Source organism: Chrysiogenes arsenatis DSM 11915 (assembly GCF_000469585.1).
GTDB lineage: Bacteria > Chrysiogenota > Chrysiogenetes > Chrysiogenales > Chrysiogenaceae > Chrysiogenes > Chrysiogenes arsenatis.
Genome location: NZ_AWNK01000010.1, coordinates 30,926 through 54,687, shown reverse-complemented (window position 1 = coordinate 54,687; position 23,762 = coordinate 30,926). Strand labels below are relative to the sequence as shown.

General features: G+C 50.8%; 21 protein-coding genes. 9 read left to right on the top strand and 12 right to left on the bottom strand.

What is annotated here, in order from left to right; all coding sequences use genetic code 11:
• Positions 1-24: 24 nt before the first annotated feature.
• Entirely contained in the window at positions 25-426 is a 402-nt protein-coding gene (rnpA, locus tag P304_RS16225) for a ribonuclease P protein component (protein WP_051321541.1), read from the bottom strand.
• The gene (rpmH, locus tag P304_RS16665; RefSeq protein ID WP_084417634.1) at positions 362-505 is read right to left on the bottom strand and encodes a 50S ribosomal protein L34; all 144 of its coding nucleotides are present in this window, start codon (positions 503-505) and stop codon (positions 362-364) included. Before rpmH ends, rnpA begins: the two co-directional genes overlap by 65 nt.
• A gap of 274 nt (positions 506-779) precedes the next feature.
• Between rpmH and P304_RS14755 the strand changes: the two genes are divergently transcribed.
• On the top strand, positions 780-2,132 hold the full coding sequence (locus tag P304_RS14755) for an MFS transporter (protein WP_201766940.1): 1,353 nt from the start codon (positions 780-782) through the stop codon (positions 2,130-2,132).
• A 2-nt stretch (positions 2,133-2,134) separates the two neighbouring features.
• Here the strand turns inward: P304_RS14755 and P304_RS0108405 are convergent, their stop codons facing one another.
• Both P304_RS0108405 and msrB read right to left on the bottom strand, forming a co-directional pair.
• Positions 2,135-3,133 carry an adenosine kinase gene (locus tag P304_RS0108405; protein ID WP_027390182.1) on the bottom strand — a complete coding sequence of 333 codons (999 nt, stop codon included), beginning with the start codon at positions 3,131-3,133 and terminating at the stop codon, positions 2,135-2,137.
• A 549-nt stretch (positions 3,134-3,682) separates the two neighbouring features.
• On the bottom strand, positions 3,683-4,852 hold the full coding sequence (msrB, locus tag P304_RS0108400) for a peptide-methionine (R)-S-oxide reductase MsrB (protein WP_027390181.1): 1,170 nt from the start codon (positions 4,850-4,852) through the stop codon (positions 3,683-3,685).
• Between the two features lie 217 nt (positions 4,853-5,069).
• On the opposite strand from msrB, the gene P304_RS0108395 reads away from it, so the two are divergent.
• Together P304_RS0108395 and P304_RS0108390 are read left to right on the top strand one after the other, a co-directional pair.
• The gene (locus P304_RS0108395; RefSeq protein ID WP_027390180.1) at positions 5,070-5,585 is read left to right on the top strand and encodes a hypothetical protein; all 516 of its coding nucleotides are present in this window, start codon (positions 5,070-5,072) and stop codon (positions 5,583-5,585) included.
• A gap of 79 nt (positions 5,586-5,664) precedes the next feature.
• A complete protein-coding gene (locus P304_RS0108390; protein ID WP_027390179.1) occupies positions 5,665-6,216 on the top strand; it encodes a hypothetical protein in 552 nt (183 codons plus the stop codon).
• A gap of 348 nt (positions 6,217-6,564) precedes the next feature.
• On the opposite strand, the gene P304_RS0108385 is transcribed toward P304_RS0108390, so the two are convergent.
• The 6 genes from P304_RS0108385 to P304_RS0108360 all read right to left on the bottom strand — a co-directional run bounded on the left by P304_RS0108385 (position 6,565) and on the right by P304_RS0108360 (position 14,138).
• Positions 6,565-6,951: a copper-binding protein gene (locus tag P304_RS0108385; RefSeq protein WP_027390178.1), complete on the bottom strand. Its 387-nt coding sequence runs from the start codon at positions 6,949-6,951 to the stop codon at positions 6,565-6,567.
• A 3-nt stretch (positions 6,952-6,954) separates the two neighbouring features.
• Entirely contained in the window at positions 6,955-10,080 is a 3,126-nt protein-coding gene (locus P304_RS0108380) for an efflux RND transporter permease subunit (RefSeq protein ID WP_027390177.1), read from the bottom strand.
• Positions 10,077-11,573 (bottom strand): efflux RND transporter periplasmic adaptor subunit, encoded by a 1,497-nt coding sequence (locus P304_RS14750; RefSeq protein ID WP_051321540.1) that lies wholly within the window; start codon positions 11,571-11,573, stop codon positions 10,077-10,079. The genes P304_RS0108380 and P304_RS14750 overlap by 4 nt, the downstream gene beginning before the upstream one ends.
• Complete coding sequence (locus tag P304_RS0108370) at positions 11,570-12,802, bottom strand: TolC family protein (RefSeq protein ID WP_027390176.1); 1,233 nt, start codon at positions 12,800-12,802, stop codon at positions 11,570-11,572. The genes P304_RS14750 and P304_RS0108370 overlap by 4 nt, the downstream gene beginning before the upstream one ends.
• Positions 12,803-12,854: 52 nt before the next feature.
• On the bottom strand, positions 12,855-13,232 hold the full coding sequence (locus P304_RS0108365; protein WP_027390175.1) for a hypothetical protein: 378 nt from the start codon (positions 13,230-13,232) through the stop codon (positions 12,855-12,857).
• Positions 13,233-13,355: 123 nt separating this feature from the next.
• A complete protein-coding gene (locus P304_RS0108360) occupies positions 13,356-14,138 on the bottom strand; it encodes a class II glutamine amidotransferase (RefSeq protein WP_027390174.1) in 783 nt (260 codons plus the stop codon).
• A 618-nt stretch (positions 14,139-14,756) separates the two neighbouring features.
• Between P304_RS0108360 and P304_RS14745 the strand changes: the two genes are divergently transcribed.
• The 3 genes from P304_RS14745 to P304_RS16220 are packed head-to-tail and all read left to right on the top strand — an operon-like array spanning position 14,757 to position 19,323.
• Positions 14,757-16,595: an N-acetylmuramoyl-L-alanine amidase gene (locus tag P304_RS14745; RefSeq protein WP_027390172.1), complete on the top strand. Its 1,839-nt coding sequence runs from the start codon at positions 14,757-14,759 to the stop codon at positions 16,593-16,595.
• 19 nt (positions 16,596-16,614) lie between these two features.
• Positions 16,615-17,031 (top strand): hypothetical protein, encoded by a 417-nt coding sequence (locus P304_RS0108345; RefSeq protein ID WP_027390171.1) that lies wholly within the window; start codon positions 16,615-16,617, stop codon positions 17,029-17,031.
• Between the two features lie 9 nt (positions 17,032-17,040).
• Positions 17,041-19,323, top strand: coding sequence for an alpha/beta hydrolase-fold protein (locus P304_RS16220; protein WP_051321539.1), 2,283 nt, complete (start codon positions 17,041-17,043; stop codon positions 19,321-19,323).
• Positions 19,324-19,560: 237 nt separating this feature from the next.
• Here P304_RS16220 and P304_RS14735 read toward each other — a convergent pair whose 3' ends face one another.
• Both P304_RS14735 and P304_RS0108330 read right to left on the bottom strand, forming a co-directional pair.
• The gene (locus P304_RS14735) at positions 19,561-20,175 is read right to left on the bottom strand and encodes a response regulator transcription factor (RefSeq protein WP_034764833.1); all 615 of its coding nucleotides are present in this window, start codon (positions 20,173-20,175) and stop codon (positions 19,561-19,563) included.
• An 85-nt stretch (positions 20,176-20,260) separates the two neighbouring features.
• The gene (locus P304_RS0108330) at positions 20,261-20,452 is read right to left on the bottom strand and encodes a hypothetical protein (RefSeq protein WP_027390170.1); all 192 of its coding nucleotides are present in this window, start codon (positions 20,450-20,452) and stop codon (positions 20,261-20,263) included.
• A gap of 162 nt (positions 20,453-20,614) precedes the next feature.
• Between P304_RS0108330 and P304_RS0108325 the strand changes: the two genes are divergently transcribed.
• From P304_RS0108325 to P304_RS0108315, 3 genes are all read left to right on the top strand, one after another.
• Positions 20,615-21,835: an EAL and HDOD domain-containing protein gene (locus P304_RS0108325; RefSeq protein ID WP_027390169.1), complete on the top strand. Its 1,221-nt coding sequence runs from the start codon at positions 20,615-20,617 to the stop codon at positions 21,833-21,835.
• Between the two features lie 103 nt (positions 21,836-21,938).
• On the top strand, positions 21,939-22,130 hold the full coding sequence (locus tag P304_RS0108320) for a YjfB family protein (RefSeq protein WP_027390168.1): 192 nt from the start codon (positions 21,939-21,941) through the stop codon (positions 22,128-22,130).
• A gap of 115 nt (positions 22,131-22,245) precedes the next feature.
• Positions 22,246-23,730 (top strand): sigma 54-interacting transcriptional regulator, encoded by a 1,485-nt coding sequence (locus P304_RS0108315; protein WP_034764829.1) that lies wholly within the window; start codon positions 22,246-22,248, stop codon positions 23,728-23,730.
• Positions 23,731-23,762: the final 32 nt, after the last annotated feature.

Sequence of the window (23,762 nt, the reverse complement as noted above, 5' to 3'; positions counted from 1 at the left end):
CCTTTAGCACAAAACAATAAAAGGCTAATCCAGAAGACTAGCCTTGCGGAATAATTGGGTTATCTCATCAATCGCATCAGCTCCAGCCACTTGTGCCGCTGGCGGACGTGCCGCGATAACAATGGCGGCGTTACGCTGAAAAGCGACCCGATTCAGCCGAAAAGCCTCTCGCATCAGCCGTTTCATGCGATTACGCACGACCGCATTGCCAACCTTTTTGCTGGCGACAACGCCAACTTGCACATGGGAGCTTTCGCGACAAATCAGCACAAAACACCGCCCATGAAACGCTTTCCCCCCGCGATACACTTGCTGAAACTCGGATGAACGAGTAAAGCGCAGCTGGCGGGGGTAACTCGCATTATGCACTGGCCGCGAGGACAGCTCTCCCTTTTGCTCTTCTGCGTGAAAGTACGCGACGGCCATTGGCGGTCGCCATACGGGCACGGAATCCCTGCTTTACTACTTTTCTCCGATTGTTTGGGCGGAATGTTCTTTGTTGCATGTTACTGTATCTCCTTAAAAAATAATAAAAATTTTACTTCCAGGCGAATCGCTACCTACCGTTGTTTTTCATTTCTCGGGACGATTCACAAAAACCGCGGCATTATATGGAGATGGGTTTCTATTGTCAAGCAAGCAAAACAACCGCTTCCATCAAAAAGTACCGAATGCGAAAAGTTGTGATTTGGGTGGCACGACACCAAGAGCTGTGCTACACGTTTGGCAATCGATGAAGAAGGCCACTCGGCACCACTGCCTACCGCCTTGAGTAATACGTGAACCATACTACCCGTCAGGAACATACCGTGTTGCATTATATTTTTTCTATCAGTTCTCTTTTATCCGGCATGGGAATCCTCCTTATTGGCTCAGGCCTGCTGGGAACGCTTTTAGGGCTGCGCGGCAGCGAAGAAGGATTTTCCGAAGCTGCAATAGGCATAATCATGTCAGCATTTTTTATCGGGTACATTGCCGGTTCTCTTTTGTGCCCGAAAATCATTCGTCGGGTCGGTTACGTGCGCACTTTTGCCGTTATGGCAGCTATTTCTTCGGTTGTTGCCCTCCTGCATGGTTTAGTTGTTGATCCTTACGTTTGGTGGGGATTGCGCATTCTCAATGGAATCAGTCTCGTCGGGCTCTATATGGTTATGGAAAGTTGGCTCAACGAGCAAATAACGCAGCAACGCTCGCAGATCTTTGGCATCTACATGACCATTAGCCTACTGGCACTTGGGGTCGGACAATTTGGCGTATTGATCTACGGGCCGGGCTCACTCGCCTCATTCGCACTTGTCTCCATCCTTTTTTCCCTGGGGCTGATGCCTGTCGCTCTGACCCGCACTACGCAGCCAACCCCAATGGAATCAAGCAGTTTCCCCCTCAAGTCGCTGTTTCATGCCGCACCCGTTGGCGCAGTGGGTTCGTTGCTCTCAGGGTTAATCACAGGGTCTTTTTGGGGAATGGCGGCGGTGTTTGCGCATGGACTCGGCTTCAGCGAAACTCATGTGGTGACGTTTATCTCTTTTGCGGTGTTTGGAGGAGCGCTGCTGCAATGGCCACTTGGGAAGCTTTCGGATAACCGCGATCGCCGTCAGATACTCTTTTGGATTGCCATCTGTGCCGCCGTATTCGTGCTTCTACTCCTCATATTGCACGCCATTTCGATGGCCGCCTTTATGGTAGTCGCATTACTCTACGGTGGGTTTTCTTTTTCCCTGTATGCAATCAGTGTAGCGCAAACTCACGACCGGCTCGATGCGAGTCAGATACTTGATGGCACACGCGGCCTTTTGATGTTGAACGGTATCGGGGCCTCCATCGGCCCCTTCATGGCAGGTATTGTTATGTCGATATTAGGAAGCCGTGGCTATCCTGTCATGCTGGCTATCGTGCTTTGCGGATTGGCATTGTTTATTAAATGGAGAATCCACCTTGACGAACCCGTTCCTGAAGACGAACGCGGACTGTTTGTACCAGTAACGCGTACGTCAACCATTGCAGCGGAGATGGATCCCCGCACATATTTGGAAACGGAAGACTCCAGCGATGATCAAGAAAGCACTTCAGAGGCGGTACTAGGATCGCAACCGCCTCTGAATGGAAACGAAACAGATTCAATTCAGAGGTAAGCTTACCGCGCGGGGAGTTGCCGTAAAACCTCAACCACATCAGCTCCGCCCAAGCGCGGGCCAAAACGGGTTACAAGGCGAGAGGCCGCGAGAGACGCAAATGTTCCCGCTTGCACCTGCGTATAACCGTGGGTAATCGCATACAAATAGGCACCCGCAAAAATATCGCCCGCACCGTTGGTATCAACCGCTTTCACGGGAAAAGCAGGGATTTTGTGCAGTGTAGTGCCATCCCAGATAACTGCTCCATGCGCTCCCATTGTAATAGCAAAGTTCGTAGCGATTTTCTTTAACTGCTCAGCGGCACCGGCAACGGTATCAGTTTTCGTGTAGAGCAGCGCTTCTTTGTCATTACAAAACAACATATCAATGCCATCGCCCACAAATTCTTGCAAGACTGCGCCAAAAAACTGCACCATGTTCGGATCGGAAAACGTTAATGCGGTTTTAACACCATGCTGCTGGGCGATTTTTTTCGCTTCCAGTACTGCCAATTTTCCACTGGGCGATGCCGAAAGATATCCTTCCATATAGAGATATTCAGAACGGGAAATAGCGTCCGGCTCGACTTCGTCACAACATAACTCCGCCGTAATACCAAGATAGGTGTTCATCGTCCGTTCGGCATCAGGCGTCACCAGAACCAAACATTTTCCAGTAACCCCTTCAGGGCGATTGGCCAAACCAAGATTCGTGTCAACACCATGCGACTTGAGATCTTTATAGTAAAAATCGCCCGACTCATCGTTCGCCACGCGACATGAGTAGTACGCTTTACCGCCAAATTGCGCCACTCCGATAATCGTGTTCGCTGCGGAGCCACCACATGCCCTTTTGTGCTCCTGTCCACCAAGGCGGGATATCAGAAAATCCTGCCGCTCCCGATCAACGAGAGTCATCACCCCTTTGGCAACATCAATCGCAGTCAGCGCCGCATCATCTATCGAAAATTCGTAATCAACGAGGGCATTACCAATGCCATATACATGGTACTGTTTCATCCGCAGAGCCTCCTAATAGTAGAATTTCTTGCCGGAATGTTATGCCACAGAAGCAACAAAAGCGAAAGCCCACCTGTTTTTCGATCCTTACCATGTGCGCAGGATCAAGACAGGTGGGCTCAAGAATAATAAGTGGGCCGGTTTGCATCGGTCGGTTATATGCCGACCTGCATGGGTGCTATCGTTACTTCTCAGCGCACCGCTTTTACGATGATGAAACCAGCCCGATCAACGTGAGGCGAAGGGCACTTGCTACGCAATAAACACCCCTTCTCTCGTCTCGACGTTTCGTGCTGAGCACGTATGAATATTGGGTTTTTCGGCCGTATGTTTCAAGGGGAAAAAGCATGAGCAAAGGAGAAATCGATCTTTTCCTTCTCTTCCTTGGCTGCTCCACGCTTACCCCATCTGGCGCAATATTTCGCTGAATCCAGATGCCTTTAAATACGTAGCAACCCCTTCCGACACCAGATGTTCCCACGGGTTACCCTGCTGTAAGCGCTGTCGCACTTCCGTCGCCGTAGCACATCAACCGGATATCCCATCTGTTCACTTCACTTCCCTGATCAGTGCGCCGTAGCCCTGTGCATCCATCTCCTCGATGGGGATGAACTTCAGCGCTGCGGAGTTCATGCAATAACGCAGGCCGGTTGGAGCCGGACCATCGTTGAATACGTGTCCTAAATGGGAGTCGGCGTAGCGGCTGCGAATTTCAGTGCGAACCGAAAAAAAGGTTCTATCCTCTTTTTCTGCCAACCACTCCGGGCTGATCGGTTTGGTAAAGCTGGGCCAGCCAGTACCGGAGTCATATTTGTCGCGGGATGAGAATAGCGGTTCGCCGGATACCACATCCACATAGATCCCTGGCCGCTTTTCATTATTATATTCGTTTTTGAAGGGGGGCTCCGTACCCTCTTGCTGGGTGACGTGGTACTGTTCTTTTGTCAGTCGATCTTTGAGTACCCTGTCGCTTGGTTTTTCAAAGGTCGCAGCGTTGAATCCCGCCATCTGGATTGGCTGCTGGTCACGCTCCGCTTGCTCAGCGCCAGCGCCGTTTTTGGGACGGTATTGGGAGTAATCTACGGCCTGATCTTTTCCCCAAACCTTTTCAATGAACTGGTAGCGTCCCGAGTTAAAGGTGTAGAACTTGTAGCGCAGCGGATTTTTGGCGGAGTAATCCTGATGGTATTCTTCGGCCTTGTAAAAAGCTTTGAAAGGGACGATCTCAATCACTATTGGAGCGTCGTACCGGCCGGACTTTTCCAGTGCCATGACCGAAATTTCGGCCGCGTGCTTCTGCGCTTCGTTGTGATAAAAAATCGCTGGGCGATATTGCTTGCCACGATCCACATACTGGCCTGTGGCATCTGTTGGATTGGCCGTCCGCCACAGTGCTTGCAGCAGCCCTTCGTAGGTGATCACCGCTTGGTCGTAATACACCTGCACCGCTTCGGTGTGGCCAGTCAGCCCGCCGGCAACCTGTTGATAGGTCGGATTTATCTCGTCGCCGCCGCTATAACCAGATACAGCCTCTATCACACCAGGGACTTTTTCAAAGGCATCTTCCACACACCAGAAACACCCACCAGCGAAGGTAGCCATTGTCAGATTGGGGTCGTTGGGGGCGAATTTCGTGTCCATTTTACTGAAAGCGTTTAGGGGCAACCCCGCCAGCACGATGATAGCTGCTGAGGACAGCAGTAACAGATAACGTTTCATAACTCTCACCTCATTCCCTTTCCAGCAGATGTGGAGCTCCGCTGTAGAACGTATGGAGCTAGGTGATTTTGGCAATACTTCCTTTTTATGCCAACATTGCATAAAGGACGTGACAACCTAGCACCTGCGTCAGGAAAAATCCCTGCTCAACACCAAGTCAGAGCAAAATTTTTTGGCATGCTATTTGCTAATATTTTGCCTATTAGAGGAGGAAACTATGATTTCATCATCTCTGCCCACCACGATGAACCATGCCCCTGCCGCCGTAAAAATCCGGTCAACCGCACAACAAATTGCTGGCAATGCCACATTACTTCCAACTGACGGGCTGCAAAAAGTTGCCTTATCCTCTCCACCCAAGATAGCACCGGAACCCCCCAAGCCAACTCAAGAGCAACTTGAAGCAGCGGAACCGTACATTGAATTTTGGCAAAATGGCGAAAAAATTGCTGCTGTTTCGAAAGGTGGCTTTCTTTACAGCTCCACAAACGACCGAGATTATTCATCAATTATTGCCAAAGATGGAAATCTGCGTGGCAAAGAGCTGGCCGATCAGCGAGCCCAATTACTGGAACAGTTGCTTGGGTCAACCGCGGAAAAACGTGTTGTTGGAGCGGCAAAGGAGCCGGAAGTGCACTTTGACTTCTCGAGCTCACAGCGCACGTACGCGATTGCCGGGAGCGCAGACAGCTATTCGCGCTGGCTAGCGAAACACGGAAAAGAAATAACGTAGAAGTAGGGTAGTGAAATGGCAAAATGTAGGGTGGATAAGTGAAGCGTATCCACCCTAATGACTGCAACAGGAGGAAACCATGCAGATTACCAACACCTCTTTCTTGACTCAGACATCCTCTGTCGCCAGCAGTACCGCAAAAAAAGAAGCGACAGAAAAGAAAGATATCCCCTTTAGTAGCGATCTGTTGGCGCTGCCAAAGCTGGAACTTCCCACACGCGAGTCGCTTGCAGCTGAGATGGAAGATTTTTCGGGTAAAATTATGCAAATATTTCGGGACATTGGGGTGAAAATTCCACCCGAACCAGTACTGCGCACCGATATGGCAGGCAATGTCCGTGTCGCCGGAGAGCATCCTGATAAATCAAGAATAGAAAAGGCTTTTGACAAAGAGACCGAGCTGAGCAATCAGTTTCGAAAACTCTCTTCGCATCAAATGCTGGTACATCTTGGAGAAACGCACGAAGCATTCAGCAAAGAATATGCTCGACTAGAAAACCGGCCGAAAGAACAAGAGGCACTGGTTGAAAGACGCATTGCCGAGGGAAAGGCTCCAGTTTATATGAAAATTGGCATTGATGGCAGTATCAGTTCTTTTTTTGGACTCTCCGGTGGCAGCTTGCGGGCGTAACGCTAATGGCACGCCTAGCCTCTCACGCTAGGCATACTCCGTGCTCGTCGCAAATCGCAACAAACATATAAACTTATTAGGTCTGAGTCGATTTTTTCGTTCAACTCCTTGATGCGTTGCGATATAGATTCTCCCGGTGCACGCAACATTTGCGATGTTAGCGGGTTTCTGCGTCCTCGGCGTTTAAATTGGAAGAGATAGACGACCGCGAGTGGCGGTAGAATCATAAATACAAAAAACATCACAATAGCCAGCAATGCCATATCAAATTCGTGTCAATTGCTCTCGAACAAGCATTGCAATCAGATTCCCCCCGCCAATATAGCAGGGGGAATCTTTGCTTCGGTTTTACTGTTTGGTGATTTTTGTAATCACGTATTCCGTTGCTGATTTCTGTTTGATTTCTAGCATCACCTTATCGCCAACGGCAATGTCTTTGGCAACGTTGGCATTCTGCAACTCGAGGCTCATCTGCATAGCTGGCCAGCCGAATTCACGGATGGGCGCATGATCAACGTCCACACTTTTTCCATCAGCCGCAATGCCTAAAATTTCGGCTTGCACGCTGGCTTTTTTGTCCGCTTTTTGCGTCGCTCCATGCGATGTCCCATGCGAACTGCCGTGCGAATTTCCGTGCGTGCTTCCATGCGAATTGCCGTGGCTGGATGCCAGCGCAAAAGTGGTTCCAAAAGCAAGTGTAGCGACAACGAGTGTAGTAGTAACGATTTTCTTCATGATTTAATGCTCCTTCAAAGTGTATTGTTTCCAGACGAAATAGATCGCCGGAATGATGACAAGGGTTAAAATAGTGGCACTTACCATGCCACCCAGCATCGGTGCGGCGATGCGGCGCATTACTTCTGCGCCGGTGCCTTCGCTAAACATAATCGGCAGCAGGCCGACAATTACGGTGCCAACGGTCATAATTTTCGGACGCACCCGCAGCAGCGCCCCTTCAACCAGTGCTGCGCGCAATTCCGCCAGTGATACGGATCGCGCTTCGCGCTGCGCGGCATCAAGTCGTTTTTGATACGCTTGGTCGAGATATACCAGCATGATGATGCCCGTTTCTGCCGCCACCCCCGCGAGGGCAATAAAACCAACGCCAGCCGCGACAGAGAGGTTGTATCCCAGCCAGTGCAGATACCAGAAGCCGCCGACCAGCGACAGCGGTAGCGTCAGCATGATCAACAGTGTTTCGCCGATACGGCGGAAGCTCAGATAGAGCAGCAAAAAGATGGTCGCCAATGTCAGCGGAATCACCATTTTCAGCCGTTCGGTGGCGCGCTCCAGATATTCATACTGCCCCGACCAACTGATGGAATAGCCCGGCGGCAGCGTTACGTAACGCTGTACGGTGTCGCGCGCTTCACGCACATAGCCGCCCAGATCGCGCCCCTGAATGTCGACATACGTCCATCCGCTCAGTCGCGCGTTTTCACTGCGAATCATTGGCGGCCCATCGACAATATCGACCTTCGCCACTTGCTCCAGCGCCACCCACACACCGCTGGGCGTTGCTACCGGAAGCTGGCGCAGTGATTGCAGCGAATCGCGTTCATCGCGCGGATAGCGCAGGTTGATCGGGTAACGCTCCAGCCCTTCGATAGTTTGGCCGACATTCATTCCGCCAATGGCGCTGCGTACCACTTCTTGCACATCGGCAATGTTCAAGCCGTAGCGTGCGGCCGCCACGCGGTCGATATCGACATCAATATAGCGGCCACCCGTCACCCGTTCAGAATAGACGGACGCGGTTCCGGGCAAGTTTTTGATCGCCTGTTCGATTTCGGTGCCAATGGTTTCAATCACTGCCAAATCTGGCCCCGCAACTTTGATACCGACCGGAGTACGAATCCCAGTGGCCAGCATATCAATACGGGTTTTGATCGGCATTACCCATGCGTTGGTAACGCCGGGGAGCTTGACGATGGCATCCAATTCTTCGATGATTTTGCGCGTTGTCATCCCTTCGCGCCATTCCTCGCGCGGCTTGAGCTTAATGGTAGTTTCCAGCATCGTGAGTGGTGCCGGATCGGTCGCCGTTTCAGCACGCCCAGCTTTGCCGAACACCCGCTCTACTTCGGGAATGGTTAAAATCAGCCGATCCGTTTGCATGAGCAGTTCCGCCACTTTACTCGGCGAAATTCCCGGCAACGTCGTCGGCATGTAGAGTAGATCCCCTTCGTCGAGTTCGGGCATAAATTCAGAGCCGATTTTACTGACCGGATACCACACGCTGAGGCACGAAATCAGCGCCAGCGCAATGACGGTTTTTGGAAAACGGAGTACCAGATTGACCAGTGGACGATACAACCCCACCAGTCCGCGATTCAGCGGATTCTTCTGTTCCGGAATGATCTTGCCACGGATAAAATACCCCATCAGCACCGGCACCAGCGTGACGGCCAGCCCGGCGGCGGCTGCCATGGCATAGGTTTTGGTGTAGGCCAGCGGTGCGAACATCCGCCCTTCCTGAGCTTCCAGCGTAAATACGGGCAGGAAACTGACGGTGATAATCAGCAGTGCGAAAAAGAGTGGCGGCCCGACTTCGAGCGACGCGTCGGTAATAATCCGCCAGCGATTCTGCGGCGTAATCTCCTCTTTTTCCAGATGTTTATGCACATTTTCCACCATCACAATCGACGCATCGACCATGGCACCAATCGCCAGTGCAATACCGCCGAGCGACATAATGTTCGCATTGATACCTTGCCAGTGCATAATGATAAATGACACCAAAACACCCAATGGAAGACAAATCGCAATTACTAGCGAAGAGCGAATATGCAGCAAAAACAGCGCACACACCGCTACGACGACGAGCAATTCTTTGATAACGGTATTTTGCAGGTTTTCCACCGCGCGTTCGATAACGCCGGAGCGGTCGTAGGTGGTAACCACTTCCACTCCAGCGGGGAGGCCGGGGCGCAGTTCGTCGAGTTTTTGCTTCACCTGCTTGATGACTTCCAAGGCATTTTCGCCGGAGCGCATCACGATAATGCCGCCAACCACTTCACCTTCGCCGTCCATCTCGGCAATGCCGCGCCGCAGTTGCGGCCCCATAGTGATTTCCGCGACATCACCCAGCAACACTGGCACACCGTTGGCGCCAAGTGTCAGCGGAATATGGCGCAGTTCATCCGCACTCTGAATGTACCCTTTGGCGCGAATCATATACTCCGCTTCGGCCATTTCAATCGACGATCCGCCCACTTCCTGATTGGCACGGCTGACGGCGCTGCTGATCATATCGGTGGTGATGCCATAGGCGCGCAGTTTTTCCGGTGCGACGACAATTTGGTACTGCCGCACCATGCCGCCGACCGTGGCTACTTCGGAAACGCCGGCCACGGTTTGCAGTTCGTACTTCAAAAACCAGTCCTGCAAGGCGCGTAGTTCACCCAGATCGTGCCGACCAGTGCGGTCAACCAAAGCGTATTGATAGACCCAACCCACGCCGGTGGCATCTGGTCCGAGCGACGGCGTCGCCCCTTCTGGCAGATTGCCCGAAACTTGACTGAGGTATTCCAGCACGCGCGAACGCGCCCAGTAGAGGTCAGTGCCTTCTTCAAAAATGATGTAGATGTACGAATCGCCGAACATCGAATAGCCACGCACGGCCACTGCTTTAGGCACGGCCAGCAAGGCGCTGGAGAGCGGATACGTTACCTGTTGCTCGACCACCTGCGGCGCTTGGCCGGGATACGAGGTTTTGATGATCACCTGCACGTCCGACAGGTCGGGAATGGCGTCCAGCGGTGTGTTCTTTACTGCGTACACTCCCCAGAACGTCAGCAGCACTGCCGCAATCAGGACGAAAATCCGGTTGCCTATCGACCAGCGAATGACGGCGGCAATCATGGCGTGCCCCCTCCGCTGCGCGGCTTAATGGCGAGAATGCGGTAGGTGATTTCGTCCAGCCGCTCAAGTTCAAAGCGGATTGGTGTTTCGGGCGCTACTTCACCGAGCGTTACACCGGGCGCCAGTGGCAAATCCATCTTCATGGCTGGCCAGCCAAATTCAACAATCGGGTCATGTGAAAGGTTGATAGTACCTTCTTTGTGTCCCGCGCCGTGATAGGTGCCCTCTGCCCAAACCGCCATCACGGGCAGTGGTGCGTCGGTGGCCTCTGCTTCAGCAGTATCCACCGGTTCCATCCGTTTGAACGCCGCGTTCAGGCTACTCTCAGAGTCGATCAGGAATTGTGCCGAGACCACCACGGTATCGCTTTCCTGCAAACCGGACAGAATTTCCACTTCATGACCGCTTTCTACGCCACTTGTGACGCGAGCGACTTCAAAGCGTCCGGCATCACGCGCCAGCACAACACGCTCTTCATTCCCGCTGCGAATGAGCGCTTCGCGTGGGATCAGCAGAACGTTTTCGCGGGCAGGCAGGGCAATATGCGCACGACCGTACATATTCGGCTTCATCGTTTCGTCTGGGTTGGCAAAGCGCAAGCGGGCGCGGATCGTGCGGGTTTGCGGGTCAAGTTCCGGTGCTAGGTATTCCACTGCGCCGCGCAACACGGTTTGCGGCAGGCTCGTGAGCGTGAGTGACGCTGACTGGCCAAGAGCAACGTGGCGCGCCTGATGTTCAAAAAGATCAACGTAGACCCACGTGCTGGAAAGGTCGGCGAAGGTCATAATGTCAAGTCCGGGGGTAATGTACATCCCATCGCGCACAGCGATTTCGCTGACCACGCCGTTCGCACGGGCATAAACGGGCAAGAGTTGGAACGGACGGCCTTGCTTTTCCAGTCGCTCGATGGTCGATGCCGCAATGCCGAGCGCCAGCAACCGCTCGTGCGCGGCCTGTTTAACACCCGCCTGACCAATCCGCAAAGCGCGCAGGTATTCTTCCTGCGCATTAACGAGCTGCGGCGAGTACCATTCAAAAAGCAGATCGCCCTGTTTTACCCGTTCGCCAAGCGATCGCACCATGAGCCGCTCTATCCACCCTTCGGCGCGCACATGGACATGCGACAGCCGTTTTTCGTCATACGCGACGGTAGCAAATGCTTCTATGGTCGGCGTTATGGTGGCGCGGCTCACCGGTGCGGTACGGACACCAAGGTTCTGCACTACTTCCGGCGCGATGGTAATGCCATTGCCGCCAGAGTCGTTCCCGTCGGCATAAATCGGAATGTAATCCATCCCCATTTCATCCTTCATCGGTTTGTCTGACGTGATGCGCGGGCTGTGTGGATGGCGGTAATAGAGGATTTTCCGTTCACTTTGATCGCTTGTGGCAACGCTTTCGTGCGTGGAGTGATCAACCGTACTCGAGGCGATATACCACGCCGCTCCCGCACCAAGGAAAAAGGCAATGAGAATAAAAAAGGCATTTTTCATGGTTGCACATCCTGATAGTAGAGGAGTCGCGTCACCGTTTTTGCCCGATCCACTTGCAGTTGCACCGCGCTCAACTCATTTTCCAGCTCATACACCGTACTGCGCATCAGATTGATAAAATCATCCGTGCTGTGCTGATAGCTCGCCGTGGCAGCTTCGCTGGCAAGGCGGCTCTGCGGCAGGATATCACTGCGGTAGAGTTGCAGACGTTCGTCAAGGCGTGACAAGCGGCGATGCTGTACGGCAATATCACTCTGCATGCTGCGCAAAAGGTCGGCACGCTCCAGTCTGGCTGCTTCAACCATGTGACGGCTGGCCGCTTCCTGCCGCCCTTGACGCGCACTGGCGAACACAGGAATCGGCACGGTCAACATGACGCCAAAGGTTTCCGTATTGCGATTATTTCTGGCGTACAGGAAATCAACCATTGTACTGCTGTAGTATTGCCCAGCAATTTCCGTCTCTTTTTCGGCAACGCTGATACCCGATTGCATGGCAAGAACAGCCGGATGTTGCGGCAACAGTGCTTCCAAAGATTCCAGTGCCAAAAGGGTCGGAAGGGTGGGGAGTGTTGCGGGAAGGTTCTGCTCAGCCACCTCAGCACCAATCAAGCGCGCCAGCGCGGCGCGGGTTACTTCGGTATTTTCCTGCGCTGCCAGTAAACGATCGCGCTGCATCCGCTCTTCAAGATCCAGCAGTATGAGTTGTTGTTGCGTCAACCCTCCGGCGGCATAGCGTTCACGGGCGACCTGAGAAAGCTCGCCAAGAATGGTGGCATGGTGTTCAATAATATCGACGGCACGCAACTGATACCACAGGTCAAACCACGCCAGCCGCGTTTCGCGCAGAGCATCCAGTGTGGCAATATTTGCGCGGTACTGTGCACTTTCTGCCATGTGCCCCAACTGTTCTTGCCGCAGATCAAGCCGCTTCCAGCGGGGAATTTCCTGGCGCAGGCCGATGGAATATTCATACATGGTCGCCGCATCTTCATAGCCGACAATCAGCTGTGGATCGGGGAAAAATCGCGCTGCACGTGATTCGGTGTGATAGCCCTGCCCGATCTGCTCACTCTGCTGTCGTGGCAAATCACGCCCGATGGCGATGGATTCGGCCTGCGAGAGCTCCAGTAATGGTGCACTGAAAACCGACAGCGGTAGAATCGCGCCGATTAATAGCACCGATACCGCCCTGCCGACACGGGCAAAGCTCAATGATGGTAATAGCATAGAAATACTCCAAAGTTCTGTCAGTGGTTTAAAAACTCAAACGCGAACAAACTCAGGATGCTTGTGGAGGGCGCGGATTGACACTGACAAAAATACGGGGTTGAACCTCGCGGAGTGGCGCTAGGTGAGTGTTGTGAATCTCTTGTGGAGCAAGCTGGAAAGGGATGTGAAATGTGGAAAGGGTGTGGCAGATGCAATCGCCGCACAAGGGGTTGGTGCCATCGTGGCAGAAGTCTGAGGCGGCTTCAGCAAACTCTTCCTGAACGGCATGATGGCCGTGATGGTGTGCCTCACTATGAGCATGGTCAGGCATAGAAATCGCTGTCGGCGATTCTCCTTGCGTGGCAGCAAATGCCAAGGGTGCACCGATTCCCTGAAAGAGGAGCGAGAAAACGGCCACGACAAATATCAGTGTGCGCACTATCTTCATTTTGCTTTGCCCCCCTTTCTGTGGATTTTGTTCGCTTGCCTACGCTTCGGCACAGCACGAATGCAAACAATATACCGAAGCGCAATATTGTCAAGCGGTGGTCAATTCTTGTGGGGAAACTTTTTACGCAGAACCCATCAGCGCTACTTCTCCCTCAACCAGCACCAGTAATTCACCACATTGCATCGGGTGCCAAACTTCATTATCAGTCAGCGGTTCCGTGGCAATGACTGTGACCACATCGTTGGGCGTCGTCACGGCCTGAAAATCCACCGCCATTTCACAGTCACGCAGTTGCGCCTGGTTGAAGGGTGAGCAGCGGGTAATCCATGTCAGTTTCGTGGTGCAGTAGGCAAACAAGTGGGTCGATTCACTTAAAAGCATATTGAAGACCCCCAATAAGCGGAGCTGTTCGCAACATTCACGGATAAGTTTTTGAACGCCAATAAGGTTTGATGGCCGCTTAGGAAACTGGCGTCGGATTTCGCCCAGCATCCAACAAAACGCATATTCGCTGTCGGTAGATCCTGTCGGCTCATAAAACCCCAGCGGAAGCTGGAACAATTCAGCACTCAACTGACCGTTATGGGCAAACGTCCATGGCGAACCCCACAATTCACGGCTAAACGGATGGGTATTTTCCAGACAAACGCCACCCACGTTGGCCTGACGGATATGGCTGATAACAATACCGCTTTTGATGGGATAATCCGCAATAAGTTGCGCCAACCGAGATTCGGCACTTGGCTGCGGATCGTGAAAACAACGCAGCCCTTTCCCTTCATAAAACGCAATCCCCCATCCATCACGATGCGGCCCGGTGCAGCCACCGCGCTGCATCAGTCCACGAAAACTAAAGCATATATCGGTTGGCACATTGGCGCTCATGCCAAGCAGTTCGCACATGGGTTTTTCTCCTTCAATATGGCGGCTGGATGTTTCGTAGGGTTGCCCAGCAGCGTGCGAGTATAAGTTTTTTCCATGGATCATGGTGGCATTTTGCCGTATTGCCTGCAATATTTTTTGTATAGAGAGCCGGGAAGGCAAGAGAAACTGAGTTTTGATCAGCGAAGACGAGAGAAGAGAAGATTTGGCATCGCATTGCTTGCTAGAGCTGTTTGACAAACATCTCGCCCCCCAATATGATCGACCAAACTTTGGGGAGATGAGAAATTGCATGTCTGAACATTCTTCCGGTGCCGGTTAGGTTTTTCCGTTTATAATCCATGAATGTGTTCGGAGATGAGAAAATTGACATAACGCTCGTTATTCTTGGCGTTTTGGCGGTCATTTGGTTGGAGAGTATTCTTACCGTTACTACCAAATATTTCGGCCAACGTACGAAGAAGAGAAAATAGTAATCCTGGTGGGCTTCTGCCCACCTTTTTTTGTCTTCCGATTGTGACATAATATTGCGATGGTTCTGAAACGCGTGGTTTACGCTCGGCCAGTTACCCCCCTGACATATTGCTTTTTGCACACTTCTTGCATGATAAGTTATTGAGACTGTAGGAGAATATCGCTATGATGGCGTTTCCGAAAAATAAAGGGGGGATTGTGCGGCGTTGTATGCGGGGATTGATTCTCATTCTGCTCTTGATGGTCACTCCTGCATGGGGTAGCAATTACGAAACGGAATACTATCAGAACGCCATCAACTATTATCGCGCGCTGGAAAAGAACAGCGCAGTGCAATACCGTTCTTCATGGCTGAATGCTATCGAAAGATTCGAGTATTTCTACTTTAACTTCCCGCGCAGTGAGAATGCACCGAAAGCGATGTACCATGCGGCGCATGCGTACCTGAAACTCTATCGCCTTTCTTCTAAAACCTACGATTTAGAGCAAGCGTTAAATACGTTCCGTACGCTCTCGAATCGTTATCCAGAAAGCAACTTAGCTGATGATGGTGCGTTTTTGGCTGGCGAGGTGTACGAGATCGAAAAAGGTGATTTAGTGCTTGCCTTACGTCAATACGAACAGGTACTGAATCGGTTTCCTTCTGGCGATATGGTGGCAAAAGCCCGTGAGCGGATTGAAAGTATTAACAACCGGGTAGCCGGATCCCCCCCCAGCGTAGTGCAGGCTCCCGCAAAATCAAGCGCACCAGCCAACACTTCATCCAATTCTTCCGCGCGCCTTATCAACATTGATACCTATTCGAATGATGACTATACCCGCGCTGTGCTCCGCTTTTCAGATGACAATGCAGAAGTTTCTTTTAAGCGGCACTGGCTTCGCGAAGATCGTGTGCTTGGCAAGCCTCCCCGTTTATTTATCGATATTTTCGGGGTCGACAAGGATGACAATCTCGACAATATCACCCTTAATAATACGCAACTGACGGCGATCCGCGCTGCCCGCTTTGATCGCGATACGCTCCGTGTGGTATTTGACATCAACACGGTTGATGATTTTAATGTTTTCACGCTCAAAAATCCAACCCGCTTAGTTATTGACTTGAACAGCAACACAGTTGCGAAAACACAGCAGACATCGGGAGCAATGAACACCGCAGCGGTGGCAACACCATCAAAAATTGAACCGTCCACTTCGTCATCGACCGCCGTTCCCGTCGTCGACGCGAAAGGGAAACTCCGCCCAGGACAAACTCCAAGCAGCAGCTCCACCCAAATTGCTTCGCTTACGCCAACTCTTTCCGGCGGCTCCATGAGTTTAGCGCGTCAACTTGGCTTGCACGTCAACCGCGTGGTGATCGACGCTGGCCACGGCGGCCGTGATCCAGGCGCAATAGGCTATCGCGGGTTGCGCGAAAAGGATGTTGTGCTCGATCTTTCACTGAAAGTAGCCGACTACTTGCGTCGCCATTCCACCCTTGACGTTCTCCTCACTCGTACAACGGATGTTTTTTTACCACTAGAAGCACGGACAGCCTTTGCGAATACGAAAAAAGCCGATATGTTTATCTCGATCCATGCGAACGCGAGCCGTAATACCAAAGCATTTGGGATTGAAACGTACTTCCTGAACATTGCTACCGACCCGGAAGCGATGGAATTGGCGGCACGCGAAAATGCCATCAGTGAAAAAAGTGTCAGTGACTTGCAAGGTATTTTAAAAGATTTGATGATGAATTCAAAAATCAGCGAGTCAACCGTACTGGCGCAAGCCGTACACCGGCAACTTGTAAATGGTGTGCGCCAGCGTTATCCTGATATTCCCGATAAAGGGGTGAAGAAAGCACCTTTTTATGTCCTTATCGGAGCGCAAATGCCCTCAATTTTGCTCGAAGTGGGCTTTATTTCGAATCGACGCGAAGGGGAATTACTGGCGAGTCCTGCCTATCGCGAATTACTTGCAGAACATATTGCACGCGGCATCATGCGCTATGCGGCTCAATGATCATACTGAGGGAGATGTCATGGAAAAATTCGATATTTTTGAAGGCTTTATTCGCTATTACGGCTCCGCCTACCTTGTCGTCGATAAAACGCGCGGACTTTGTACCGGCATTGCTGACAAATATTTCAATGCCGAAAAACAAGTCGTTCTCATTTTTAACCCGATGACACAACCACCATGGAGTTACGAAAACGAGTGCCTTGCCTGTACGTTGGTGTTTGAAGGGAACCGCACGTCAGTGTTGATTTCAAACGATGCAGTGGTCGCCACCTATTCGATTTTTGACGAAAAAATTCAGGGTCAGGCGTATTTTCCCAAAGAACTTGATGCGATTTTTGCCGAAAATCGTTCGCAATCAATGCCACCCATCCCAACGGATTCATCTGAAAAAACAGGCGAAGAAAAACCCAAAATCCGCAAATTGTTCCCTCGCTAACTGTTGACCATGGACGTTGCCACGCTCGACCAAACGATATTTCGTATCAGTGATATTCGCGGTGACGCCCGCGCCGGACTCCATACGGCTGCCATTCAGGCAATCGTATGCGGGATAGCGCAGTGGCTGCATGGGCGCGGCGTTGCGGTTCCAACACTCTTTGTCGGTCACGATAGTCGACTCCATTCGCCGCGCATCGCCCATGATGTCTTATGCGCTTTGCACCAGCAAATGCCACAAAGCTCTATTCATTTTGGTGGGTTATGTACCACGCCTATCGCCGCCTTTGCGACGCGTTACGCGACACCATGCTTTGACGTCTCGCTGATGATAACCGGCAGTCATCACCCGCCGGAAATCAATGGACTCAAACTGACACTGCGCGGTGAAATCCCTACCCAAAGCGATTTACAACAGATTGCTTCCTGTGCGGTACAAGCTTTCGTCAATGCTCCGCATAAAATTTCACTTCCGACTGACACCATCGCGCGCGAAACAGTACACCAGCAATACCGTGATTTTTTAACCAATAAACCCTTTCGCCTCGATGGGTTGCGCATTGCGATTGATGGGGGACATGGCAGTTGTGGCATCATCGCACCACACGTGCTCCGTTTGCTTGGTGCCGAAATACACGAACTCTTTTGCGTCCCCGATGGTCATTTCCCTGATCATCACCCTAATCCGGCGATTGCCACCAATCTGATGACACTCGAGCGGTATGTCGCCACGCATAAACTTGATATCGGCTTTGCCTTTGATGGCGATGGCGATCGGCTGGCGGTTATTCTTGGCGGCCACGGCCGCTTGCGCATGGAAGAACTCCTCTTGCTACTGGCATGTGATATCCGTTCGCAACGGCCAGATGCCATAACCGCCATTGGAGATTGTAAACTCTCGCAGGTTTTCTTTGACCAGCTGCACGAACTTGGGATCAAGGCAATGTTCGGGAAGACCGGTCGCTCTTTGCTCCGCACACAGATGATTGAGCAGCACGCCCTCCTTGCCGGGGAATTAAGTGGCCATATTTTCTTTGGCGATGATACTACGGCGCTTGACGATGCGCTGTACGCAGCGTGCCGCTTTGGCAATTTTTTTCGTACCCACCAAGCGGAAATAGGCGAATATATTGCCCCTTTTCAAACAGTGGTCAACACCCCCGAACTCTATGTTTTTGCGCCCGTGCCGTCGTTGCAAACCTTTTTTGAAGCGCTCACTCTTGACTGTGCTTCCCCTGAGTTCCGCAAACAGTACGGTATTCGCGATGTCATCACGGTTGATGGGCTCCGCATCGTGTTTCACGAAGGATGGGTATTACTGCGAACCAGTACTACACGCGCCGCGCTTTCGTGTCGTTTTGAAGCCACGACGCAGGACCAACTTGATCACTATCGCTGCCTCGTCGCGCATCTGTTACGCGAAAGAGGATTGCCACAACTCGCAATTGATATCGACCCACCACGTCATACTCCTACGCATGGAACGCTCGTTCAGCACTCCAACTTTCCCTCGGCAACCTGCGCGCCACGCCATATCACTATTTGGCGGCCACCACACTATGCCACCAACGCATACCAGCGCTATCCGGTTCTGTACGTTCACGATGGGCAGAATTTGTTTGACCCAGCAACCTCTTTTGCTGGGGTCGATTGGGGATTCGGCGTAACCATGGAACGGCTGATTGCCGAAGGTGCCATCCGCGAAGCAATTGTCGTTGGCATTTGGAATACACCGGAACGTTATAACGAATACGATGCCACGCGGGTTTTTGAAAACGCTCTGAGTCACGTAGAGCAGCGCGCGTACCAACAGGAATGGGGAACACCAAAAGGCGATACCTATCTCGCCTTTCTCGTTAACGAGCTAAAGCCTTTTATTGATATGCATTACCGCACACTTTCTGATCAAAACAATACGTTTCTGCTGGGTTCCAGTATGGGTGGCATTATTTCCATCTACGGCCTGTGCGAATATCCACACGTATTTGGTGGCGTAGCCGCACTTTCAACGCACTGGCCAGCCGTTGCAGGAAAAATGGAGGTCTATTTGGCTGATCACTTGCCACCTGCGGGAACGCATCGGCTCTATTTTGATTTTGGAACGGAAGGGGTCGATGCGCCGTATGAAGCCTATCAGCAGGTCGTTGATAGACGAATCCGTCTGGCGGGATATGTGGAAAATGAAGATTGGATAACGTGCAAATTTGACGGCGCCGAGCACTCAGAAGCGGCTTGGCGCGAACGACTCGAGCTGCCATTGATGTTCTTGCTGTCAGAGCACAAAGCACTCTGAGCGTCTGTACACTGACAAAAAAAGCGGGCATACTCGCCCGCTTTTTTTGTCAGTGCATATTCACTTGTGTCCGCTACAGTGTACCACCAGCAACGTACATAGCAAATGAAGCCGCAAGAACCAAGAAATAGCACACTAACAGAATTGTCCCTATCCCTACCATGACACTACCCTCCCTCCATGGAGTTATGTCGATGTATCGGTTGGCGACAAAAAAAACTTGAGTGGCGCTATTGGCTATTCAATGTTTTCCACAAAAAGTTGATCAATATAGTCGAGCGTGCCACCAATAGAACCTAAGCTTTCAATCACTCTCTCTATCGCCATGGGGTCAACAACAAGTTCATCACGCATTGCACTCAGCGTGTCGATGGTCGTACTGAGTAATGCTTTCGATTGCGATAATCCGCCATTTTGTTGAATGACTTGACGCATATAAGCGTAACGTTTTTCGTGAAAGAGCTTTGAGCCGGCTTTCGTAAGGGTATTAACAATCGCTTCATTTTCAAACGGCTTCATAAGGTAAAAATCAACGCCAAGAGCGATCAGGTTGCACAGGTAATCCGCTTCATTATGTGCCGAGGTGACCACAATAAGTTGACTTGGGTTTATTTTGCGGATCTGCCTGATAAACTCAAGCCCGTTCATAATTGGCATGTTGATGTCGGTAATAACTATGTGATGCAACGCTGGTTGATATTTTTCGAGCGCTATTTTCCCATTCGATGCGGTCTCTACATTTTTGAAATATAAGGAAAGAAGTTTCTCCGCTGCTTTCAACACCGAAATTTCATCTTCCACATAGAGAACATTTAAATGTTTGCTATAAAAAGAAAGAGTATCTGTTTGCATAATCACCCCCACCAAAGATTATTCCCAATCCAGAAGCAGCATACCTTTCACAAGTTACTCTTTCAATAAAAAACAGTTCCCTGAGTTACAGTGCTTCGCTTATTTCAAGGGAAACACCGATAAGTGCATCTTCTTCACCTTCGTCACCGTCAAAATCGAGGGCGATCCCTTCAAGCTGCAACTGGGGGTATTTGCGCAAAAAACGATCAAGAATCGTGAAAATCTGGTCTTCAACTTCCGCAATATCATCAAAAAACTGTGGATTTACTGGCGACATATAAAGCCTTTCAAAAAATAATAGTGGCTTGGTACACGATTATTTCGGAAATGTCTACTGAACTTCTAGACGCAAAAAAGGGTTTAATCACGTTACAGCAGGGACTTTATTGTGATTTTCACATGGTAATATCCCTTAGAAAATCGTCAAGTGGAGACTCTGATGAATATATTTATTGCGCGGCAACCTATATTCGACCTCAATATGGAAGTATATGCCTACGAGCTGTTATTTCGCATAGATGGCGCCGAAATATATGATTACTCTGACGGAGACAAGGCAACCGCAAAGGTTCTTGCCGAAACGCTTAACTCACTTGATCTTTCAAATTTAACGGGGCAACAGCGCTATTTTATTAATTTTACCGCTAATCTGCTCATCAGCGATGTGGCATCACTTTTCCCAAAAGAATTACTCCATGTCGAAGTCCTCGAAGATGTCGAGCCAACTCCGGAAATACTTACCGCCTGCCGCAACTTGCGCGAGAATGGGTACATGGTCGTGCTTGATGACTTCGAATACAAGCCATCCATGCAGCCACTGGTAGACCTTGCCAATATTATCAAAGTCGATTGTTTATTGTCGCCGAAAGAAGAGTGGGAAGCGACCGCCAAGCGAGTAGAAGGAAAAAACATCAAACTTCTTGCCGAAAAACTGGAAACACGAGAAATGTTTGAAATGGCAAAAGCGATGGGATATGAGTACTTTCAGGGCTATTTTTTCAGTCGCCCAACTCTTACAGAAGTAAAAGACGTTGGCCCTAACAAGTTAAACTCCATGAATTTAATGCGAGAAATCAATCGCCCTGATGTTGACATGAAGAAGTTGGAGCAGATTATCCGCCAAGATGTCTCGCTTTCTATGAAACTCCTGAAACTGATTAACTCGGCTGTTTTCAGCTTGCGAACCGAAGTAACTTCAGTCGGCCAAGCGATACGACTCCTGGGACTCAGTAATGTTCAAAAATGGTCATCTGTAGTAGCGCTCGGACAAATGGGCGAAGGGCTTCCCAAAGAACTCATTGAACTCACGCTGATTCGCGGACATTTTTGCGATTTACTCGCTAAATCAGCAAAAACAGCGATACCTCCTGATAGCGCCTATCTGGTAGGAGTTTTTTCACTGATTGATACGTTCATGGGACGTCCACTCGCTGAACTCCTTGCCGACCTACCGCTGGCAGAAGATCTGAAGTGGGCACTGTTAAAACGCATCGGAACACTAGGCAATTTGCTGCGCCTCATAGAAGCGTACGAACAGGCCGATTGGCCATTATGTGAATCAATATGCGAGCCGCTTGGGGTAAACCCTGACGCCATCTCTGCCGTCTATTTACAGTCGGTAAAAAAATCGCGGGATGTTTTAGAGCACATGGAGCGGTAGCGCCTTTCCTTAAGTTCTCCTCCCTGCGGGACGAAAAGGATATATGCCGGCTATTTTATTTTTGTAGAAACAACGGCATAACGACCAAGCAAGGAGGCACATCATGTCCGATCTTTCTGGAATTGCAGCCCAAGCAACTGCCATGAGCCAACAACGGGTTTCGCAAGAGTACGCCGTCACAATGGCCAAAAAAACGATGGATGTTGCGCAGCAGCAAGGTGAAGCCATGATAGAGATGATGAACTCAATCGGCCAGGGAGTTGTTGGTCCCGGTGGTGTCGATATCCGGGGCTAAAAAGCATTACGCACGAAAAAGGCGGCAAGGGACACCCTTAGCCGCCTTTCTTTATTTTGACAAAATGCTTAAACTATATACAATCAAACGGAAATTCGCCCAATGAGGAGCAAATATGGTGAGCCACGGAAGAAAGCGGATTTTGGTAGTTGACGACGAAGATCAAATGCGCCTTGCTCTCCGCGAAACGCTGGTGCGAGCGGGATATGACGTAATTACCGCTTTCGACGGATCAAATGCTCTCAAAAAACTCTCTGAAAATACGTTTGATGCGGTCATAACCGATCTGCGCATGCCAGTTATGGATGGCGTCGCATTCCTGCAACGTGCGTTAGATATCTACCCGCGACTCCCTATCGTTCTCATGACCGCCTACGCAACCGTTGACACCGCCGTGTATGCGATGAAAGCTGGTGCTTTTGATTACCTGATGAAACCGTTTTCTCCGGAAGCACTCGAAGCAATATTTGAACGGATTTTCCTCTATACTGACGCTACGGTCGCTCACGAAGAGGCCACCGCAGCGGAAACTCCTGAGCCACGTTGCGAACCTAAAAGTGATACCGTGACCATCATTACGTGCGATCCACGCACCCTAGAATTAGTTCAGCTCGCGCGCGATGTGGCAAATTCGAGCGCCAATGTATTTGTGAGCGGCGAATCGGGAACGGGCAAAGAGCTGTTTGCTAAAATGGTACACTATAGTGGTTCACGTGCACACAAGCCGTTTGTTGCCATCAACTGTGCCGCACTCCCAGAAAACTTGCTTGAAAGCGAGCTTTTTGGGTATGAAAAAGGGGCTTTTACGGGAGCCACGGCACGTAAGCTAGGGAAATTTGAACAGGCTGACGGCGGTACGCTTTTACTTGACGAAGTGACAGAAATGCCACTCCACCTTCAGTCAAAACTCTTACGAGTTTTGCAAGAAGGAGAAGTTGATCGCGTAGGCGGCAGTAAAGCCGTCAAGGTTGATGTCCGCATTGTCGCCACCACCAATCGGCGACTGCTGGAAACTATTTCGGCACGCGAATTCCGCGAAGATCTCTACTATCGTCTCAATGTCATCCCTATAGAGATTCCTCCACTCAGAAAGCGAAAAAATGATATTCCGCAATTAGTTACTCACTTTGTCGCAAAATACAATGCGCGTAACCATAAAGCGATAGAAGGGGTCACCCCAGAAGGAATTGCCGCGTTAATGGCACACGATTGGCCAGGTAATGTGCGCGAACTGGAAAATATTATCGAACGTGCCGTTGTGATTAGTCGTGAACCATGGTTGACGCCGGAAAAACTTTTCTTACATGGCATCCTTGCACCAAATCCGCTCAGTGAAGAAAAAATAAACGTCACCACCGCCGTGCCTGAAGTTGCCGCAACCGAGGGTGTCGCCAGTTATGCACCCGATCATGCGGGCAGCGAAAGCCTTACCGTCAGCGTTGGAACCAGCGTACAGGATATGGAACGAAGACTTATTCTAAAAACACTTGAACAGTGCCAAGGCAACCGCACAAAAGCGGCCGATCTGCTTGGAATCACCAGTCGAACGCTCCTCAATAAAATCAAAGAGTACCGCGCGATGGGAATTCACATTGACTGACACGTGCAGATGGCACGTTTTCTGCATATCTT

Excerpts from the sequence above, each read along its gene's own strand:
- rnpA (WP_051321541.1), bottom strand. The coding sequence starts at position 426 with ATGGCCGTCGCGTACTTTCACGCAGAAGAGCAAAAGGGAGAGCTGTCC.
- rpmH (WP_084417634.1), bottom strand. The coding sequence starts at position 505 with ATGCAACAAAGAACATTCCGCCCAAACAATCGGAGAAAAGTAGTAAAG.
- P304_RS0108405 (WP_027390182.1), bottom strand. The coding sequence starts at position 3,133 with ATGAAACAGTACCATGTATATGGCATTGGTAATGCCCTCGTTGATTAC.
- msrB (WP_027390181.1), bottom strand. The coding sequence starts at position 4,852 with ATGAAACGTTATCTGTTACTGCTGTCCTCAGCAGCTATCATCGTGCTG.
- P304_RS0108395 (WP_027390180.1), top strand. The coding sequence starts at position 5,070 with ATGATTTCATCATCTCTGCCCACCACGATGAACCATGCCCCTGCCGCC.
- P304_RS0108390 (WP_027390179.1), top strand. The coding sequence starts at position 5,665 with ATGCAGATTACCAACACCTCTTTCTTGACTCAGACATCCTCTGTCGCC.
- P304_RS0108385 (WP_027390178.1), bottom strand. The coding sequence starts at position 6,951 with ATGAAGAAAATCGTTACTACTACACTCGTTGTCGCTACACTTGCTTTT.
- P304_RS0108380 (WP_027390177.1), bottom strand. The coding sequence starts at position 10,080 with ATGATTGCCGCCGTCATTCGCTGGTCGATAGGCAACCGGATTTTCGTC.
- P304_RS14750 (WP_051321540.1), bottom strand. The coding sequence starts at position 11,573 with ATGAAAAATGCCTTTTTTATTCTCATTGCCTTTTTCCTTGGTGCGGGA.
- P304_RS0108370 (WP_027390176.1), bottom strand. The coding sequence starts at position 12,802 with ATGCTATTACCATCATTGAGCTTTGCCCGTGTCGGCAGGGCGGTATCG.
- P304_RS0108365 (WP_027390175.1), bottom strand. The coding sequence starts at position 13,232 with ATGAAGATAGTGCGCACACTGATATTTGTCGTGGCCGTTTTCTCGCTC.
- P304_RS0108360 (WP_027390174.1), bottom strand. The coding sequence starts at position 14,138 with ATGTGCGAACTGCTTGGCATGAGCGCCAATGTGCCAACCGATATATGC.
- P304_RS14745 (WP_027390172.1), top strand. The coding sequence starts at position 14,757 with ATGATGGCGTTTCCGAAAAATAAAGGGGGGATTGTGCGGCGTTGTATG.
- P304_RS0108345 (WP_027390171.1), top strand. The coding sequence starts at position 16,615 with ATGGAAAAATTCGATATTTTTGAAGGCTTTATTCGCTATTACGGCTCC.
- P304_RS16220 (WP_051321539.1), top strand. The coding sequence starts at position 17,041 with ATGGACGTTGCCACGCTCGACCAAACGATATTTCGTATCAGTGATATT.
- P304_RS14735 (WP_034764833.1), bottom strand. The coding sequence starts at position 20,175 with ATGCAAACAGATACTCTTTCTTTTTATAGCAAACATTTAAATGTTCTC.
- P304_RS0108330 (WP_027390170.1), bottom strand. The coding sequence starts at position 20,452 with ATGTCGCCAGTAAATCCACAGTTTTTTGATGATATTGCGGAAGTTGAA.
- P304_RS0108325 (WP_027390169.1), top strand. The coding sequence starts at position 20,615 with ATGAATATATTTATTGCGCGGCAACCTATATTCGACCTCAATATGGAA.
- P304_RS0108320 (WP_027390168.1), top strand. The coding sequence starts at position 21,939 with ATGTCCGATCTTTCTGGAATTGCAGCCCAAGCAACTGCCATGAGCCAA.
- P304_RS0108315 (WP_034764829.1), top strand. The coding sequence starts at position 22,246 with ATGGTGAGCCACGGAAGAAAGCGGATTTTGGTAGTTGACGACGAAGAT.